This window comes from Candidatus Methylospira mobilis (assembly GCF_009498235.1).
Lineage (GTDB): Bacteria > Pseudomonadota > Gammaproteobacteria > Methylococcales > Methylococcaceae > Methylospira > Methylospira mobilis.
This window is the reverse complement of sequence record NZ_CP044205.1, coordinates 993,614-1,012,143: the sequence shown is the minus strand read 5'-3', so window position 1 is coordinate 1,012,143 and position 18,530 is coordinate 993,614. Positions and strand designations below refer to the sequence as shown.

The 18,530-nt window shown below is 56.9% G+C and carries 13 protein-coding genes and 2 rRNA genes; all 15 read right to left on the bottom strand.

Going from position 1 to position 18,530, the window contains the following annotated elements; translation table 11 throughout:
• Positions 1-43: 43 nt before the first annotated feature.
• Positions 44-1,486 carry an NADH-quinone oxidoreductase subunit N gene (locus F6R98_RS04280; RefSeq protein WP_153247923.1) on the bottom strand — a complete coding sequence of 481 codons (1,443 nt, stop codon included), beginning with the start codon at positions 1,484-1,486 and terminating at the stop codon, positions 44-46.
• Complete coding sequence (nuoM, locus tag F6R98_RS04275) at positions 1,483-2,967, bottom strand: NADH-quinone oxidoreductase subunit M (RefSeq protein WP_153247922.1); 1,485 nt, start codon at positions 2,965-2,967, stop codon at positions 1,483-1,485. The genes F6R98_RS04280 and nuoM overlap by 4 nt, the downstream gene beginning before the upstream one ends.
• Complete coding sequence (gene nuoL, locus F6R98_RS04270) at positions 2,964-4,796, bottom strand: NADH-quinone oxidoreductase subunit L (protein WP_153247921.1); 1,833 nt, start codon at positions 4,794-4,796, stop codon at positions 2,964-2,966. Before nuoL ends, nuoM begins: the two co-directional genes overlap by 4 nt.
• 67 nt (positions 4,797-4,863) lie before the next feature.
• Positions 4,864-5,172, bottom strand: coding sequence for an NADH-quinone oxidoreductase subunit NuoK (gene nuoK, locus F6R98_RS04265; protein WP_153247920.1), 309 nt, complete (start codon positions 5,170-5,172; stop codon positions 4,864-4,866).
• Positions 5,169-5,675, bottom strand: a complete 507-nt coding sequence (nuoJ, locus tag F6R98_RS04260; protein WP_153247919.1) for an NADH-quinone oxidoreductase subunit J — start codon at positions 5,673-5,675, stop codon at positions 5,169-5,171. Before nuoJ ends, nuoK begins: the two co-directional genes overlap by 4 nt.
• 241 nt (positions 5,676-5,916) lie before the next feature.
• On the bottom strand, positions 5,917-6,432 hold the full coding sequence (gene nuoI, locus F6R98_RS04255) for an NADH-quinone oxidoreductase subunit NuoI (RefSeq protein WP_153247918.1): 516 nt from the start codon (positions 6,430-6,432) through the stop codon (positions 5,917-5,919).
• 1 nt (position 6,433) lies between these two features.
• The gene (gene nuoH, locus F6R98_RS04250; RefSeq protein ID WP_153247917.1) at positions 6,434-7,393 is read right to left on the bottom strand and encodes an NADH-quinone oxidoreductase subunit NuoH; all 960 of its coding nucleotides are present in this window, start codon (positions 7,391-7,393) and stop codon (positions 6,434-6,436) included.
• A complete protein-coding gene (gene nuoG / locus F6R98_RS04245; RefSeq protein WP_153247916.1) occupies positions 7,390-10,134 on the bottom strand; it encodes an NADH-quinone oxidoreductase subunit NuoG in 2,745 nt (914 codons plus the stop codon). Before nuoG ends, nuoH begins: the two co-directional genes overlap by 4 nt.
• Positions 10,127-11,428, bottom strand: a complete 1,302-nt coding sequence (gene nuoF, locus F6R98_RS04240; protein ID WP_228125080.1) for an NADH-quinone oxidoreductase subunit NuoF — start codon at positions 11,426-11,428, stop codon at positions 10,127-10,129. Before nuoF ends, nuoG begins: the two co-directional genes overlap by 8 nt.
• Positions 11,403-11,882 carry an NADH-quinone oxidoreductase subunit NuoE gene (gene nuoE / locus F6R98_RS04235; RefSeq protein WP_153247915.1) on the bottom strand — a complete coding sequence of 160 codons (480 nt, stop codon included), beginning with the start codon at positions 11,880-11,882 and terminating at the stop codon, positions 11,403-11,405. Before nuoE ends, nuoF begins: the two co-directional genes overlap by 26 nt.
• Positions 11,883-11,981: 99 nt before the next feature.
• Positions 11,982-13,757, bottom strand: a complete 1,776-nt coding sequence (gene nuoC, locus F6R98_RS04230; RefSeq protein WP_153247914.1) for an NADH-quinone oxidoreductase subunit C/D — start codon at positions 13,755-13,757, stop codon at positions 11,982-11,984.
• An 18-nt stretch (positions 13,758-13,775) separates the two neighbouring features.
• Positions 13,776-14,417 (bottom strand): NuoB/complex I 20 kDa subunit family protein, encoded by a 642-nt coding sequence (locus F6R98_RS04225; RefSeq protein ID WP_153247913.1) that lies wholly within the window; start codon positions 14,415-14,417, stop codon positions 13,776-13,778.
• Between the two features lie 15 nt (positions 14,418-14,432).
• Entirely contained in the window at positions 14,433-14,849 is a 417-nt protein-coding gene (gene ndhC, locus F6R98_RS04220; RefSeq protein ID WP_153247912.1) for an NADH-quinone oxidoreductase subunit A, read from the bottom strand.
• Between the two features lie 305 nt (positions 14,850-15,154).
• Positions 15,155-15,267 (bottom strand): 5S ribosomal RNA (gene rrf, locus F6R98_RS04215).
• A 157-nt stretch (positions 15,268-15,424) separates the two neighbouring features.
• Positions 15,425-18,305: ribosomal RNA gene (locus F6R98_RS04210) — 23S ribosomal RNA — on the bottom strand.
• Between the last annotated feature and the right edge of the window lie 225 nt (positions 18,306-18,530).

Below are 18,530 nucleotides of genomic sequence, written 5' to 3'. Positions count from 1 at the left end.
ACATTCCCCTCATTATTATTCTCGAAACGCGTCGAGCGGTTGATCAGGATAAGGCCTGTGCAACAGACATCAACGCTTCCATCAAGGCTTCCGGAAAAATTCCGGACCATAGCAGCAATAAGGCAAGACCCGCGAGGGCAAACCTGACCGGCATCTGATCCGCCGGCCTGATTTGCATGGACACCCGGGCTTGATCAAGCATTACCAGGACGACGCGCAGGTAATAATAAAGCCCCATGCCGCTGCCGATGATCACCACGACCACCGGCATCCAGAGCGCCGCATGGACACTTGCGGCATAGATGTAAAACTTCCCTATGAATCCTATCGTCAACGGAATGCCTGCCAGCGACAGCAGGTTCAGCGTCAAAATCCCTGCCAGCAGCGGATCGCGCCGGAACAGCCCGGCAAAATCATCCAGGTTTTCCGCTTCGCGCCCGGCGCAGGACAAGGCCGACACGACGCCCACTGCGCCCAGGTTGCTGATCGTATAGGCCAGCAGGTAAAAGCCGACGCTTTCCACCAGGGATTCCGTTTTCAGCATACTCCCGGCTATCAGCGCGATCAACAAATATCCCATATGCGCTATCGAAGAATACGCCAGCAGCCGCTTGAGCCGAGTTTGCCGCAGAGCCAGCAGATTGCCGGCCAGCACGGACAGCACCGCGACCGGTATCAGCATCTCCATCAAAGCCGCCGAGCGCCAGGCCCCGGTAACCAGCCAGAAACGCAGCAGCAGCGCGAATATCGCCGTTTTCGATACCGTGGATACGAAAGCGGTAACCGGAGCGGACGCGCCTTCGTAAATATCCGCCGTCCATAAATGAAAAGGGACCAGCGAGAGTTTAAAACTCAACGCCGCCAGCAGCATCACAGCTCCGGCCAGAACCAGCGGCGACGCTTTCGCATCTCCAAGCCAATGGCCCAATTGCTGGAAGGACATTGCGCCGCTCTCGCTGTAGATCAGCGCCATGCCGAACAGCAGCAGGCCGGAAGCGACGCCCGAGAGCATCAGATATTTGACGCCCGCTTCCAGCGCGCGCGTGTTTTGCATCTGGTAGGCGATCATCGGAAACAGCGATATGCTCAGTATCTCCAGCCCCAGGAAAAACGAGGCGAAATGACTGGCGGACACCAGTATCATCCCGCCCAGCGTGGCGGTCGACAGCAGTACGAACAATTCCTCGTTTTCGGATCGATCGCCGATAAAATATTCGCGGCACAACAATGCGACGATCGCCGCCAACGCCAGTATCATCGCGCTGAAGAAAATCGCATAGGCGTCGATTCGTATCAGTCCGGTAACCGTGACCGGCGCTAGCCGAAACGCAACCGGCAACGCTGCCAGCGCCAGCGCGCATCCCGCCAGCGTCAGGAAAAAAACCAGACGGCCGTCGCGGCGCAACGCGATGGCCAGCATCACCACGACGGCGGTCGCGGCCACCACAATCATCGGCAACAATGCCAGGAGTCCGGTCATGTTCATGGCTGTGCTCCCCGCTCCAACCGAGAGGCCGCCAGGCCTTGCAATGCCGGAGCGGAAATATCCAGCAGCGGCTGCGGATAAGTCCCGATCACTACGCTGGCCGTCATCATCGCCAGCATCAGCAGCATTTCGCGCAAACCGAAATCGCTGCCCGGAACAGTAGTGCTCGGAGGGCCGTGGAACACTTTCTGGATGACGTGCAACGAATAAACAGGAGCCAGAATCAAACCCAGCGTGGCGACAACGGTGACCGGAATGCTGACGCGGAAAGTGCCGAGCAACGCCAGGAATTCGCCGATGAAGTTCCCGAGTCCCGGCATGCCCAGCGACGCGACCGAAAAGAACAGAGTGATTGCGCCGATGCGAGGCACGGATTTCCAAAACCCGCCCATACTGTCCATATCCCGTGTATGCAGACGTTGCTGCAACGCGCCGGCAATCATGAACAATGCGGCGGCGCTAACGCCATGCGCCAGCAAGGTCATGACCGCGCCCTGCAGAGCCAGCGCGCTGCCGGCGAAAATACCCACCAGCACAAACCCCATGTGGCTGACGCTGGTATAGGCGATCAGCCGTTTCAGGTCGTTCTGGGCGAACGCGACTTCCGCCGCGTACAGGATACCGGCGGCTCCGAGCGTCATCGCAACCGGCGAAAACGCATGCGCGGCTTCCGGGAACAGCGGCACCGCGAAACGCAACAGCCCGTAAGCCCCTGTTTTCAACAGGATGCCCGCCAGCAGCACGCTGCCGCCGGTCGGCGCCTGGGTATGGGCGTCCGGCAGCCAGGTATGAAAAGGCAGCGCGGGCAGCTTGACGGCAAAGGCAATGAAAAAACCCAGCATGATCCAGAACGCCGCAGCCGGGTCGAGGTAATCGCCGAGCAACTGGAAATAATCGAAGCTGAGGCTCCCGGTCGCTTGCCTATGCAGGAACACCAGCGCCAGTATCGCGATCAGCATCAACAAGCCGCCTACCTGGGTGAAAATTAAAAACTTCATCGCCGCGTAGACGCGCCGCTCATGGCCCCAGATACTGATCAAAAAGTACATCGGTATCAGCATCACTTCCCAGAAAACGAAAAACAGGAATAAATCCAGCGCCAGGAACACGCCGATTACTCCCGCCAGGGTCAAAAGCAGGTTGCAATAAAATGCGCCTCTGGCTTCGCCGATTTCGGTCCAGGAACAGCCGACCGCGATGAAACCGAGAAAAACCGCCAGAGCGATCAGCAGCCAACTGACGCCGTCGAGCCCCAGGTGGAAACCGATGCCGAAGCGCGGTATCCATGGCCAGACCAGTTGCCGTATCCAGCCATTACCGCCTAAGCCGTCTCCGGCTGACGGTAAAGTGGACAGCAGCGCAGCCTCAAGGATTAAAGCGGCAATCGCAACCCAGCGCGGATCGGCGAGCCGCAGCCGTTCCGCCAACCAGGCCAGCGTGCCGCCGCACAATGGAATCATAATCAGAATGAACAGGATCATGGCCGCATTCCCCAGGTCAGACCTGCTACGACGCCACACACCATCGCGGCGGCATACCAGCGCAAACGGCCGTTCTGGGTCAGCGCCAGCAGGCGATGACCGGCCATGACCAGCGCGACGAGATCCCGGTAAAAAGTATCGATTACATCGCGCTTGTTCACCGCCGCCAGCCATAGAAACGGTTGCACCAGCAGTCGGCTATAAAGCGCATCGAATCCGCAGCCGTTGAAACAGAAGCGCTGTAAAGCGGAAACGATGGCGTTTTCGTTCAGGCGTTTGATAAAACCCGCACCCCTGCCGTAAATCAGATAAGCGGCAAAAATGCCTACCCACGGCATCAGCGCGGTTATCCAAACGACGGTGCTTTCCGGTTCGGAGCAGTCAAGCGCTGGGACCAGCGGCATTTTCAGCCGTCCGCCGAACATTGCCAACAAAGCCAGCAGCACCAATGGCATGGTGATGGTTGCGGGCAAGTCTTCTTTTACCTGCCCGTGCTCGGGGCCTAAAAAGGCCACTAGTATCAGCCGTGCGCTGTACAACGCTGTCAGCAGCGCGCCCGCGATTCCCGCAGCCCATAGCCAGGGCCCATGCGAGCCCGCGGCATAAACCGCCAGCAATATTTCATGCTTGCTGTAGTAACCCGACGTAAACGGCAGCGCAACCAGGGCCGCCGCGCCGATCAGAAAAGTCCAAAAAGTAACGGGCAGGCGCTTCCATAAACCGCCCATGTTGAAAATATTCTGCTCATGGTGCATGGACAGGATGACCGCACCAGCCGCAAGAAACAACAGCGCTTTGAAGACGGCGTGCGTCATCAGGTGAAAAATCGCCGACGACCAGGCCCCTACGCCCAAAGCAAGAAACATGTAGCCGATCTGGCTGATCGTGGAGTAGGCCAGTATCCGCTTGATATCGGTCTGGGCCAGCGCGGCGAAACCGGCCAGCAACAGCGTGATTGCGCCGATCGCCGCGACCAGCAACTGCACGTCCGGCACCAGCGCGAACAGCTCATGGGTGCGTGCAATCAGATAGACGCCCGCCGTCACCATCGTCGCCGCATGTATCAGCGCGCTGACCGGAGTCGGGCCGGCCATCGCATCCGGCAGCCAGACCTGCAGCGGCAGCTGCGCCGATTTGCCGACCGCGCCGCCCAGCAGCAACAGGCTTGCGGCGACGGCGTAGCTTGATCCGGGCGGCCAGCCGGCTACGGCTTTGGCCATCGCGGTCTGAATATCGAGGCTGCCTAATTGCGTAAACAGCAGGAACAGACCCAGCGCCATCGCGGTGTCGCCCGCGCGGGTGACGATAAAGGCCTTGCGCGCGGCATGGCCGTTTTCGGCTTTGTCGTACCAGAATCCGATCAGCAGATAGCTGCACAGCCCGACGCCTTCCCAGCCCAGAAACAGCAGGCCCAGATTATCCGCCAGCACCAGCATCAGCATCGCGAATACGAACAGATTCATGCAGGCGAAAAAGCGGCTGTAACCGGGATCGTCCGCCATGTAGCCGGCGGAGTAGACATGGATCAGAAAACCGACGCCGGTCACCACCAACATCATGTTCAACGACAAGGCGTCGAGATAGAGCGCAAAATCGACCTTGAAGTCGGACACAGCGACCCAGCTCCACAGCATCTGGCGGAAAACGGATTGATCCGGATTATGCGCCAGAAAATCGACGCCGATGCCGGCGCTAAGCAAGGCCGACACGCCGACGGAGCCCGCGCCTATCCACGGAACCCGGTTTTTCGACAGCTTACCCTCCGTGCCGAACAACACCAGGAAACCCAGCAGCGGACAGGCCGGCACCAGCCACAACAGATTCAACATCCACGCCTCCTTTTTACAAAGGTGGGGTACACTGTGCGTGTACCGTAAACGCTATCAACCCCACGCCTTACCCTCGCATATCGCTCAAGCGATCTACGTCCACGGTATTGAAGCGCCGGTGAACCAGCATGACCAGCCCCAGTCCTACGCCGATCTCCGCCGCGGCGAGCGCCACAATCAACAAGAACATTACCTGTCCGTCCGCCTGCCCCCAACGCGAACCGGCTGCGATAAAGGCGAGTCCCGCCGCATTCAGCATGATTTCGACCGACATCAGCATCATGATCAGGTTGCGCCTGACCAGCAGCCCCACCAGACCGAGAGTGAATAGCAGCGCCGCCAGCAACAAGGCATGCTGTATGGATACCCCCGTCATGACGTCACCTTCGACTTTAACGGCCGGCCCAGATGGTAAGCGCCGACCAGCCCCGCCAGCAGCAGCATGGAAGCCGCTTCCACCGTCAACAGATACGGGCCGAACAGCGCAATGCCGAGGTTTTTGGCGCTGACCACATGAACATCGCCGCCGGCCTGTCCCGCAGACAAGGCATAGACCAGCTCCGCCAGCAGCAATCCGCACAGGCTCACCGGACCGCGCCAGATGCCGGGAGTGAACCAGCTTTTTTCCTGATCGATGGTTTTATGCCCCAGATTCAGCATCATGATCACAAAGACGAACAGCACCATGATTGCTCCCGCATAAATAATCACTTCCAGCACCGCTGCGAAATAAGCACCCAGCAGAAAAAAAATGAAACCGGACGCCAGCAGGGACACGATCAGATACAGCAACGCATGAACCGCATTGAGCTGTATCACCACCATGAAAGTGGAGATCAGCGCAATCAGCGCGGATATAAAAAACAGCGTCTGCTCCATCGTTTACCCCTTTTTTATCTGAAAAAGCAATTTATCCACGAAAGGTACGAAAATGATATTGGCACTAGTTTTTCTGTATTACCGACACGCTTCCGCATGTCTTGTCTGGTCAGCCACAACCCGACCGCTTCAGTCATGACTAAAAAAGCACTCACTAAATACTTCCCCGTAAATTTTTCGTGCCTTTCGTGTTTTTCGCGGACCATTTCTTTCCCTGTTTAAAGTGGAAAGCCCCTTTTATTCATGGCATCAGGCTCCTTACATCTATAGGCGGCGCTTCGTTTTCCGCTTCGCCTTTGTCCTTGCCGGCTACCGCTTTTCCGGCAACCCGGTAAAAGTTGTAATCGTGATACTTACCGGTGCCCTGGATCAGCAGATTATCCTTTTCGTAGACCAGATTGCGCCGGTCGTACTCGCACATCTCGAAATCCGGGGTCAGTTGTATCGCATAGGTCGGACAGGCTTCTTCGCAAAAGCCACAGAGTATGCAGCGGGAAAAATTGATGCGAAAAAACTCCGGATACCAGCGGCCGTTCTCGTCTTCCGCTTTCTGCAACGCTATGCAGTCCACAGGACAGACGACGGCGCACAGGTTGCAGGCAACGCAGCGCTCCTGTCCGTCCGGGTCGCGGGTCAGCACAATGCGGCCCCGATAGCGCGGAAACAGAGCCGGCATTTCCTCGGGATACTGAACGGTGTCCGCCGGAGTAAAGGTATGCCGCAACACCCGCCACAAGGTACGCAACAGGCTGAACATATCACCCTCCTCCCGGCCAAGCGAGCAAAACCGCGCCGGTGACGACGATATTCAGCAGGTTCAGCGGCAACATCACTTTCCAGCCGAAAGCCATCAATTGATCGTAGCGCGGACGCGGCAAGGCGGCGCGGATCAAAAGAAAAAAGGCGATACCGATCGAGGTTTTCAACGCGAACCACAGCAGCGGCGGCAGCAACGCGGGGCCGAGCCAGCCGCCGAAGAACAGCGTGACGATCATCGCCGAATTCAGCGTAACGCCCAGATATTCACCGACGAAGAACATGCCGAACTTCATGCCGGAATATTCGGTATGAAAACCGGCGACGATTTCCTGCTCGGCCTCGGGCAAATCGAGCGGCGCGCGGCGGCTTTCGGCGACGGCGGCAATGGTAAAAGTCACGAAGCCGACGAACTGAGGCAGGCAGTACCAGCCGCCCTGCTGCGCCAGCACGATTTCGCGCAGATTGAAGCTGCCGGACAGTATCACCACGCCCATCACCGACAATCCCATGAATACTTCGTAGCTGATGCTCTGCGCCGCCGCGCGAAGGCTGCCGAGCAACGCATATTTATTATTGGACGCGTAACCGGCCAGTACCGCGCTATAGACCGCCAGCGAGGTCAAAGCGAAGAAATACAGCAGACCGAAATTGAAATCGATGACGCCGATGCCCGGCGCAAACGGCACGATCACGAACCCGAGCAGCATGGTGGTCATGATTACGGCGGGCGCGAGCAAAAAAACCGGCTTGTCGGCGAAGGGCGGAATCCAGTCTTCCTTGAAGAAGATCTTGATCATGTCCGCCACCACCTGCAGCAAGCCCAGCGGGCCGACTCGGTTCGGCCCCAGACGATCTTGCCAGATCGCAATCAGGCGGCGCTCCACCCAGATCAGCATGGCGGACAAGCTGATGACGACTATCAGGATGCCCGCAATATTCGCCGGAGAACCGATGGTCATGGGCTCGTCTCCTGTTGTTTGGCCGATGCGTCCGGCCGATATTCCCAAAACTCCGCCGCAGTCGCGGCTCCTGGCAAACCGTTCAGACCCGATGGAAGCGCCGCCAAGCCGCGAGCCAGACTCGGCAGGATGATTAACGGCAATCGCTGCGTTTCGCCGGCTACCTCAACTTCGACCCAGACTCCCGGCTCGAGTCCGGCTGCCGCCGCGTCGTCGGGATGCAACGCGATATAAGGCTTCGCAACACGCTCCGCAATCGCCGGAGCCAGCGCGCTCAATTCCTCGCTGCCGAACAGATGATATAGCGAAACCAGACGGAAACGCGGCGGCTGCGACGGTGGGGAAACGGCCGCTGGCGTAAACCAGCGCGGCTCGCCTCCGGCTCGCGCCTCAATCAGGCGTATGCCGGGATCGCCGCCTTGCAAATGCCCGCCGATCTCCTGCTGAAACTTGTTGACGGACTGATTGGAGTTCCACCCCGGCGACCAGGCAAAGGGACGCAACGCCGGCGGCAGGCCGGACAGCGCGCCCTCCATCGAAAAAGCCAGCGCGGAATCTGAGTCAGCCGTTTGTTTCGGTTCATGGATATGTTGATCGGCCAGCATCGCGGTGCGCCCGCTGTAACGCTGAGTTTGACGCGGAATCTTTTGTCCATGAATGCGAAAATCCTGCGAGGGAGCGGCTTGCTTGATCGCGCTGAAAACCGGCAACTGTTCAGCGCAGTCCGCGAGCAGCTGATCGAAGCCGCGCTCGCCACCCACCCAGCGCCAGCTCGCACGAACGTCGCCTGATGGCGGAAATGCCGGAAAATAGCGCTGAGCCCTGCCCTCGCTGCTGATCAGCGTTCCTTCGCTTTCGGCGTACGTAGCCGCAGGCAGGGCGAGCTGGGCTTTGTTCACGGTTTCATGACGAATGTGGTCGATAGCGACCACGCTTTTCGCTACGGACAGGAAACGGTCGACCGCTTTTTTCGGCGCTCGGCGGTATAAATCGTTTTCAAGCACGACGACCGTATCGGCTCTTCCCTCCTCGACGGCGGCAAACGCGGCCGCCAATGAAGCGCCGCCCAGCATGGCCAGCCCCATGCTGTTGCATTCAGGAACCGCAAAATGCACGTCGGTAGCGGCTCCGCCGCGCCGCGCCGCTAGCGCCGAGGCCACTTGCGCGGCGGCTTGCAGCACGGCGGCGCTTTGACAGCCGAGACCGGAAACGATCAGCGGGCGTTGCGCAGCGGACAATGCCTGCGCAATTAAAGCCGCCCGCTCCTGCCATTCCGGGCTCAGATCCGCCGCATCGGGCGCATCCGGGTGTATCCGCTGCGCTACCGCAAACCCGAGCCGGGCCAAATCTTCCGGCGCTCCATGACTAACCGCAACCACTGCATCGTCCAACCGGGTGGCGGCGACGCAGGCTATAAACAATGCACTACGCTCTTGCGGCGAGGAAGCGCGCACCGACGCATCCTGCCAGCGCGGGATGCCGAGCTGGTCCGCGCGCCGATAGGCCGGTTTGCGGATGGATTGCCGCAACGACAAGGCCAGACGCGGAGCCGTCTGGGTGACGTCTTCGCCCAGGATAAACACGGCATCCGCTTCTTCGGTTTCTCGCAACGAAGCGATTCGCACCGGAGCAGAATGCAGGATATCCAGCAGCAATTCCATCAACAGGTATTCGCTTTCGGAAAACCCGAGATGAAAATTTTCCGCGCCTACCAGCTCGCGAAGCGCAAAGTTGGCTTCCACGCTGGCGCGCGGCGAACCGATGCCGATCACGCCCGCGGCATGGTCGAGCAGCCAGGAAAAGCAATCGCCCGAGCCTTTCCCATCCGGATTGTTGTGGCTACCCGGCAAAACCTGCAGCAAACGCTGTTCGCTATTCACGAAGTCGTAGCCGAAACGTCCTCGGTCGCACAGAAAATAACCGTTGATCTCGCCGTGATAGCGGTTGACGACACGCCGCAAACTGCCGTAGCGTTCGCCGGGGCTGATGTTGCAGCCGACGCCGCAGTGTACGCAAATCGACGGCGCGGTCTGCAAATCCCACTTACGGGCATAATGCCGGCTGAAGGTCCGGTCGGTGAATACGCCGGTGGGACAGACCTCCACCAGATTGCCGCTGAACTCGTTTTCCAGCGCGCCATCCCGTTCGCGACCGAAATAAACGTGGTTATGGGATGCGAAAGCCTGGAGATCGCTGCCGCCGCAATAATCCTGGTAATAGCGCACGCAGCGGTAGCAGGCGATACAGCGGTTCATTTCATGATTGATGAACGGCCCCAGATACTGGTTGCGATGCGTCCTCTTGCGTCCGCGAAACCGGCGCGCGGTATGGCCGGTCATTTCCGTCATGTCCTGCAGATGACACTCGCCGCCTTCCTCGCAAACCGGGCAGTCGTGCGGATGGTTGGTCATCAGCAATTCGACCACGCCGGCGCGGAAGCGCCGTGCGTCCGGGTGTTGCAGGCCGATGCGCATGCCGTCGGCAACCGGCGTCATGCAGGCCATCACGATGCGCCCGTGCTGATCCTCCGCGTTCCGGTATTGAATGACCGCGCACTGGCGGCAGGCTCCCACAGAACCGAGGCTCGGATGCCAGCAGAAATAGGGAAGATCCAGACCCAGCGACAGACAAGCGCGCAGCAGATTGTCGCCGGGCGCGACCGGGTATCGGGTGCCGTCGACTTCTATTTGCGGGCCGGTTTGCGGCTGCGCCAAATCGATTTCTGCGACTTTTTCAGACATGAACGCCTCCGGCCAATGCGGGTTGGTTCAGATATTTTTCGAAATCGGCGCGAAAATATTTCAGCGCGCTCTGCAGCGGCTCCATCGCTCCCGGAGCCAGTGCGCAAAATGTGTTGCCCGGCCCCAGGAAGGAACACATCCACTCCAGCGTCGCCAGATCTTCTGCCCGTCCGCGTCCGGCCAGCAAATCTTCCAGCAGCGTCGCGACCCAAGGCAGACCGTCACGGCACGGCGTACACCAGCCGCAGGATTCCTGAGCGAAAAATCGCTCCAGATTCAGCACCATTTCGACCGGACAGGTCTTATCGTCCAGCAGGATCATGGTGCCGGTTCCAAGGCGGCTGCCGGCCTTGCCGATCGAGCCGTAATCCATTGGCACATCCAGATGCTCTGGCAACAGAAAATCGGTGGACGCGCCGCCCGGCATAAAGCCGCGTAACTGAAACCCGTCCTGCATGCCGCCGGCATGCCCTTCGATTATCTCTCTGGCCGTGACGCCCAGCGGCAGCTCCCAGATGGCGGGCCGTTTCACGCGGCCACTGACGCCGTAGAGCTTGGTGCCGGCATCGGCGCTACGGCTCAGGCTTTTGTACCATTCGACGCCATGGTTCACGATATGAGGAATGTTGCTGAGCGTTTCCACGTTGTTGACGATGGTCGGCTTGCCGAACAGACCGGCGGCTTGCGGAAACGGGGGTTTCGCGCGCGGCGTCGCGCGTTTGCCTTCCAAAGCGTTGATCAGCGCGGTTTCCTCACCGCAGATATAGCGTCCGGCGCTGGTATGCAGATGCAGTTCCAGGCTGAAATCCGAACCGATGATATGCGCGCCCAAATAGCGATTTTCATAAGCTTCGGCTATGGCAGCTCGAATCCGGCGCGCGGCGAGATGATATTCGCCGCGCAGAAAGATATAGGCGGTCGACGCTTGAATCGCATAGGCGCTAATGATGACGCCCTCAATCAACTGATGCGGGTCGCCCTCCATCAGCAACCGGTCCTTGAATGTTCCCGGTTCCATTTCATCGGCATTGACCACCAGATACCTGGTAGCCGGAGCATTTTCGCCCATCGGCACAAAACTCCACTTGGCGCCGGTAGGAAATCCCGCTCCGCCGCGTCCGCGCAAGCCGGAATCCTTGACCTGCTGCTGGATTTCCAGGGGCGTATGTCCGCTCAGCGCCTTCCGTAGCCCCTCGTAGCCGCCGGACTGCTGATAGTCCTTCAGCGTGGTGACGGAACCGTCCCCCTTGATGTTGCGAGTCAATGGTTTATCCATCGCCTTGCCCTCCGCCATCCAGTATCCGCTTCAGTGCGGTTTGATCTACATTGAAATGCGTTTCTTCTCCTATCATCAGCACCGGAGCCTTGTCGCATGCACCCAGGCATACGATCGGCAGCAAGGTGTACTCGCCGTCCGTTCCGGTTTCTCCAACGTCTATGCCCAGACAGCGGCTGATGCACTCGCGGTTTTGATCGGCGCCCAGCATCCAGCACACGACGCTGTTGCAATAATGAATGACTTTCTTTCCGACCGGCTTGCGGTAAATCAGATTGTAAAAACTCGCGACGCTGTCGACTTGCGCCAGCGACATGCCGAGCAACCCGGCAATCGCACCTACGCTGTCGTCGCTGACCCAGCCGCGCTGCTGCTGCACAATTTTCAACGCTTCGATCACTGCTGCGGACTTTTCGGGCCACCTGCCCGCCTCCGCGCGTATCGCTTCTATTTCGGCTAGACTCAGGCTCACCGGACTGTTCCTCCTGCTATTGACCGTTCGTCACGCTTGGTTTATTTGTTGGGTTGCGCTTTGCTACTGGCGGCTAATCCAACCTGCAATGTTATTCCTTCATCGGTCCACATCCGCCATCACGAAATCGATGCTGGCAAGTATCGCGATCAGATCAGCCACCATCATCCCGCGGCTCATCAGCGGTATCATTTGCAAATGAGGAAATGAAGGCGTGCGGATACGCGTCCGGTAAGACTGGATACCGCCGTCGGAAATCAGGTAATAGCTGTTCACCCCCTTGGTCGCCTCAATCGCGAAGCATGCCTCGCCGGGTGGAATGACCGGCCCCCAGCTCACGTTCAGGAAATGCTGGATCAAGGTTTCTATATCATGCGTCGCATGTTGCTTTGACGGTGGCGTGGTCAGCGGATGCCGGGCCTTGAAGGGTCCGGCGGGCATCTGCAGCATGCATTGTTCGATGATGCGCAAGCTCTGCCGCATTTCCTCCACTCTCACCACACAACGGTCATAGCAATCGCCATGCTGTGCGACCGGAATGTCGAACTCGAAGTTCTGATAGCCCGAATAGGGTCTTTTCTTCCGGTAATCCCAACAGAAACCGGTGGCGCGCAAACCCGCTCCGCTCACCCCCCACTCGATCGCCTCCGCCGTACTGTAAGCGCCGATGCCCTGGGTACGCTGCTTCAGTATCCGGTTTTGCAATACTGTGCGGTCATATTCCTGCAGACGTTTTGGAAAATACTCGATGAACTCGCAAATCAGCTTGTACCATCCTTCCGGCAAATCCATCGCCACACCGCCGATTCGAAAAAAACTGGAATGCATGCGCGCGCCGGTGATGGATTCGAGGATGGAGAAAACCAGCTCGCGATCACTGAACATATAGAATATCGGCGACATTTGTCCGACATCCTGGGCAAATGTCCCGTAAAACAGCAGATGACTGGCGATGCGATAGAACTCCGAGATCATCACGCGGATCACCTGGGCGCGCTCGGGAACCTCGATACCCGCCAGTTTTTCCACCGCCATCACATACGGCAAATTGTTCATTGAGCCGCCGAGATAATCAACCCGGTCTGTATAAGGTATATAAGTATGCCAGGATTGACGTTCGCCCATTTTTTCGGCGCCGCGATGGTGATAACCGATATCGGGGACCGCGTCGACTATCTCCTCGCCGTCCAGTTGTAGCGCGACGCGAAACACGCCATGCACACTGGGATGATTGGGACCCAGGTTCAGAAACATGAAATCGCTGTCTACGTTCTGCCGTTGCATGCCCCATTTCTCAGGAACGAAACGCAAGGCCTCCTGCTCCCGCTCTTCTCGTTCGTCCGGCAGGGAAAAGGGTTCCATCTCGGTCGCGCGCGCCGGATGGTCCTTGCGTAGCGGATGTCCCTGCCAAGTTGACGGCATGATGATGCGGCGCAGGTTTGGATGTCCGTCGAAATGTATGCCGAACATATCCCACGCTTCGCGCTCGTACCAGTTCGCTGCAGACCATAAAGAGGTGATACTGGGGATACATAGATCCTGCTCGAACAATGCAACCTTCAAACGCAGATCTTCATTGCGCCCGAACGACAGCAGATGATAAAGCACCGTGAATTCGCTTGCAGGCTGACCGTCAAGATGGGTGCGAGCGCGTTCGTCGATCGCGGTCAGATCGTAAAGCATCGCAAAGGGGAAATCGATATTGCGCTTCAGAAATTGCAATACCGGGATCACACGCTCCCTCCCTATCCACACGGTCACAATCTCGTCGGCAGTGGCTTGTACGGTAAAGCCCTCCATGCCGAAGCGCCTATACAGTAGTTGAACCAGCGGCGGCGCGAAAGCGGTCTGTTCTGTCTGAATCACTGCGACCATGGAATATCCTCCGAGCCGCTATTTCAGATGAAACGGGTCGCGCAATTCCGTTGCCCTCATTCGCGCCTGCTGCTTCAGATCCCTGAGACTGTAGGCCTCTGGTTTTTCATTATTTTGCGGTCCTGCCACCCAGCTTAGAGATCGTCTTTCCTTGCCTATGGATTCCTGCAGCAGCAGCAAACCCTGTAAAAGTGCTTCCGGGCGCGGTGGACAACCCGGTACGTAGACATCCACCGGCAGAAACTTGTCGACGCCCTGCACTACGCTATAGATGTCGTACATGCCGCCGGAGTTTGCGCAGGACCCCATGGAAATAATCCACTTCGGTTCCAGCAACTGGTCGTAGAGACGCTTGACCACCGGCGCCATTTTCAGGAAAACGGTGCCGGAAATCACCATCAAGTCGGCCTGGCGCGGACTGGCGCGTATCACCTCGGATCCGAAACGGGCGATATCGAAATGGCTGGTAAATGCTGTAGCCATTTCCACATAGCAGCAGGAAAGGCCGAAATTGAACGGCCAGACCGAGTTTTTGCGTCCCCATGCAACCATGTCTTCGAGACGCGCAAAAAAAACATTGCGCCGTAAAACTTCTTCGTAACTTTGTGCGCCCGGTTTCGGGGCAGGACTCACACTAACAGGGGAAAGCGTCCAGGACATCGCTCCTCCTCTACATTAGGCAAAATCACGCGCTATGGATTTCTGGCGTTCAGTGCGCCAGTCGAGAGCGCCGATCAGCCATAGATAGGCCAGGGTAGCAACCAGGACGGCGATGAAAATCAGAATTTCGATATAACCGGCCCATCCGCTTTCGCGAAAGGCAATGGCCCACGCGAAGATGAACACGGCTTCGATATCGAAGATGACAAAAAAAATGGCGACTAGATAAAACTGCACGGAAAAGCGCAGCAACGAGGTACCGGTAGGGACGATACCGGACTCGAAAGGCTCAAGAGTAGCTGGAGATGGATTCCTGCTGCGTTCGCCGAGCAGATGCGATGCGCCCATCATGAAGGCGACTATCACCAGCACGGCAAGAAAATAGGCCACTAACGGCCAAAGTTCCGGACTTGAAACGACATCTGGATTCATAGGCTTATGCTCCAATGTACACTCAACCGCGACTGCTGCCGGTAACCCGCACCTCTTGGCATGAGGTAGATTTGCGGCATTTCTGCTTTTGGGTCAGTTATACATTGTTGGCAGGCGCTGACAAATCATTTTTAGTTATAAAAAACAGGAGATACTAAGATTTTAATTTTTTTATTACATCCGTAGCCGAATTAGCGGCTCCATATGTTATAAACTGGCGAATTTATCAAGAAAAAAAACCGCTACCCTCTGGCGGAGGATAGCGGTTTTAGTTTCAACTGCATGGCGGTTGATTAGATATAGGAGCCTGGCAGTTCCCTACTTTCGCATGGAGGTCCACACTATCATCGGCGCTAAGCGGTTTCACTTCCGAGGTCGGGATGGGATCGGGTGGTTCCCGCTCGCTCTGGCCACCAGGCAAAACTGGTTGCTTGTTGCAAGCGGCTTTGATTGTTTTTATCAAAGCCTTTCAAACTGTCGGATGTACTCTGTTTTTTCGGTCCACCGTACGTTTTTTTTATTCTCGTACGCCGCTCCACTGTGTTGTGACACACGCCCAACCGATTGGGTGTTATATGGTCAAGCCTCTCGGGCAATTAGTACTGGTCAGCTTCACGCATTACTGCGCTTCCACACCCAGCCTATCAACCTGGTAGTCTTCCAGGGCCCTTCAGGGGACTCAAGTCCCAGGGAGATCTCATCTTGGGAGGGGCTTCCCGCTTAGATGCTTTCAGCGGTTATCCTGTCCGAACATAGCTACCCGGCAATGCCATTGGCATGACAACCGGAACACCAGCGGTTCGTTCACTCCGGTCCTCTCGTACTAGGAGCAACTTCCCTCAAATCTCCAACGCCCACGGCAGATAGGGACCGAACTGTCTCACGACGTTCTAAACCCAGCTCGCGTACCACTTTAAATGGCGAACAGCCATACCCTTGGGACCGACTACAGCCCCAGGATGTGATGAGCCGACATCGAGGTGCCAAACACCGCCGTCGATATGAACTCTTGGGCGGTATCAGCCTGTTATCCCCGGAGTACCTTTTATCCGTTGAGCGATGGCCCTTCCATTCAGAACCACCGGATCACTAAGACCTACTTTCGTACCTGCTCGACGTGTGTGTCTCGCAGTCAAGCGCGCTTTTGCCTTTACACTCTTTGCGTGATTTCCGACCACGCTGAGCGCACCTTCGTGCTCCTCCGTTACTCTTTGGGAGGAGACCGCCCCAGTCAAACTACCCACCATACACGGTCCCCGATCCGGATCACGGATCTAGGTTAGAACTCCAAATAGACCAGGGTGGTATTTCAAGGTTGGCTCCACTCGAACTGGCGTCCAAGTTTCATTGCCTCCCACCTATCCTACACAAGTCGATTCAAAGTCCAGTGTAAAGCTATAGTAAAGGTTCACGGGGTCTTTCCGTCTAGCCGCGGGTACACTGCATCTTCACAGCCAATTCAATTTCACTGAGTCTCGGGTGGAGACAGTGTGGCCATCGTTACGCCATTCGTGCAGGTCGGAACTTACCCGACAAGGAATTTCGCTACCTTAGGACCGTTATAGTTACGGCCGCCGTTTACCGGGGCTTCGATCAAGAGCTTCACTTGCGTTGACCCCATCAATTAACCTTCCGGCACCGGGCAGGCGTCACACCCTATACGTCCACTTTCGTGTTTGCAGAGTGCTGTGTTTTTAATAAACAGTCGCAGCCACCATTTTATTGCAACCCGCTTCAGCTCCATCCGCAGGGACTTCACTTACCACGGGCATACCTTCTCCCGAAGTTACGGTATCATTTTGCCTAGTTCCTTCACCCGAGTTCTCTCAAGCGCCTTGGGATTTTCACCCTGCCCACCTGTGTCGGTTTATGGTACGGCCACTCATTACCTGATGCTTAGAGGCTTTTCTTGGAAGCTGGGCATTAGTTGCTTCGTCTGCAAGCAGACTCGTTATCACACCTCAGGATTGTGCTCCCGGATTTGCCTGAGAACACTCCCTACATGCTTGAACCGGAACTACCAATCTCCGGCCAACCTAGCCTTCTCCGTCACCCCATCGCAGTAATGACCGGTACAGGAATATTAACCTGTTTTCCATCGACTACGCCTTTCGGCCTCGCCTTAGGTGCCGACTTACCCTACGCCGATTAACGTTGCGTAGGAATCCTTGGGCTTTCGGCGAACGGGTTTTTCACCCGTTTTATCGTTACTTATGTCAGCATTCGCACTTCCGATACCTCCAGCCAACTTTACAATTGACCTTCACAGGCTTACGGAACGCTCCTCTACCACTTGCCTTGCGGCAAATCCGCAGCTTCGGTACATGGCTTGAGCCCCGTTGAATCTTCCGCGCAGGCCGACTCGACCAGTGAGCTATTACGCTTTCTTTAAAGGATGGCTGCTTCTAAGCCAACCTCCTGGCTGTCTGTGCCTTCCCACATCGTTTTCCACTGAGCCATGATTTTGGGACCTTAGCTGGCGGTCTGGGTTGTTTCCCTCTTCACGACGAACGTTATCACCCGCCGTGTGTCTCCCGTGCTCGCACTTGTTGGTATTCGGAGTTTGCAACGGTTTGGTAAGTCGGGATGACCCCCTAGCCGTAACAGTGCTCTACCCCCAACAGTGATACACGAGGCGCTACCTAAATAGCTTTCGAGGAGAACCAGCTATCTCCGAGCTTGATTAGCCTTTCACTCCGATCCACAACTCATCCGAATCTTTTTCAACAGATCCCGGTTCGGGCCTCCAGTCAGTTTTACCTAACCTTCACCCTGGTCATGGATAGATCGCCCGGTTTCGGGTCTACTCCCAGCGACTGAACGCCCTGTTCAGACTCGCTTTCGCTACGCCTCCCCTAGTCGGTTAAGCTCGCCACTGAAAGTAAGTCGCTGACCCATTATACAAAAGGTACGCAGTCACAGAACAAGTCTGCTCCCACTGCTTGTACGCATACGGTTTCAGGATCTATTTCACTCCCCTCTCCGGGGTTCTTTTCGCCTTTCCCTCACGGTACTGGTTCACTATCGGTCGGTCAGTAGTATTTAGCCTTGGAGGATGGTCCCCCCATGTTCAGACAAGGTTTCACGTGCCTCGCCTTACTCGTTTTCATTGGATGCGCATTTTCGTGTACGGGGCTATCACCCTCTATCGCCGGACTTTCCAGTCTGTTCCACTAACACACAACCAACTTAAGGGCTGTTCCCCGTTCGCTCGCCACTACTTGGGGAATCTCGGTTGATTTCTTTTCCTCGAGGTACTTAGATGTTTCAGTTCCCTCGGTTCGCTTCCTGCCACTATGGATTCATGACAGGATACCTTTGCAGGTGGGTTGCCCCATTCGGAGATCTCCGGATCTAAGGTTTTTTGCTACCTCCCCGAAGCTTTTCGCAAGCTGATACGTCCTTCGTCGCCTCTGACCGCCTAGGCATCCACCGTATGCGCTTTTTCACTTGACCATATAACCCCAATCGGTCGGGCCTCCGTTGTTACGGCGACTCCACCTCAGGTTTACATCGTTTCGCATGTCACATACTTGGGTCACACGGCCTTTTGTTTCCGTGCGCCTTTGCGTTTTGTTACAGTGTACATCTTCCAGTTTGTTAAAGATCGGTCATGCAATGATGACTCGTAAGCGTGTCTTCTTTCCGCTATGTATCGGTCTTTTTATCGCTGCTTTACGC

Coding starts and splice junctions, on each gene's coding strand:
- F6R98_RS04280 (WP_153247923.1), bottom strand. CDS start 1,486: ATGAACATGACCGGACTCCTGGCATTGTTGCCGATGATTGTGGTGGCC.
- nuoM (WP_153247922.1), bottom strand. CDS start 2,967: ATGATCCTGTTCATTCTGATTATGATTCCATTGTGCGGCGGCACGCTG.
- nuoL (WP_153247921.1), bottom strand. CDS start 4,796: ATGTTGAATCTGTTGTGGCTGGTGCCGGCCTGTCCGCTGCTGGGTTTC.
- nuoK (WP_153247920.1), bottom strand. CDS start 5,172: ATGACGGGGGTATCCATACAGCATGCCTTGTTGCTGGCGGCGCTGCTA.
- nuoJ (WP_153247919.1), bottom strand. CDS start 5,675: ATGGAGCAGACGCTGTTTTTTATATCCGCGCTGATTGCGCTGATCTCC.
- nuoI (WP_153247918.1), bottom strand. CDS start 6,432: ATGTTCAGCCTGTTGCGTACCTTGTGGCGGGTGTTGCGGCATACCTTT.
- nuoH (WP_153247917.1), bottom strand. CDS start 7,393: ATGACCATCGGTTCTCCGGCGAATATTGCGGGCATCCTGATAGTCGTC.
- nuoG (WP_153247916.1), bottom strand. CDS start 10,134: ATGTCTGAAAAAGTCGCAGAAATCGATTTGGCGCAGCCGCAAACCGGC.
- nuoF (WP_228125080.1), bottom strand. CDS start 11,428: ATGGCGGAGGGCAAGGCGATGGATAAACCATTGACTCGCAACATCAAG.
- nuoC (WP_153247914.1), bottom strand. CDS start 13,757: ATGGTCGCAGTGATTCAGACAGAACAGACCGCTTTCGCGCCGCCGCTG.
- F6R98_RS04225 (WP_153247913.1), bottom strand. CDS start 14,417: ATGTCCTGGACGCTTTCCCCTGTTAGTGTGAGTCCTGCCCCGAAACCG.
- ndhC (WP_153247912.1), bottom strand. CDS start 14,849: ATGAATCCAGATGTCGTTTCAAGTCCGGAACTTTGGCCGTTAGTGGCC.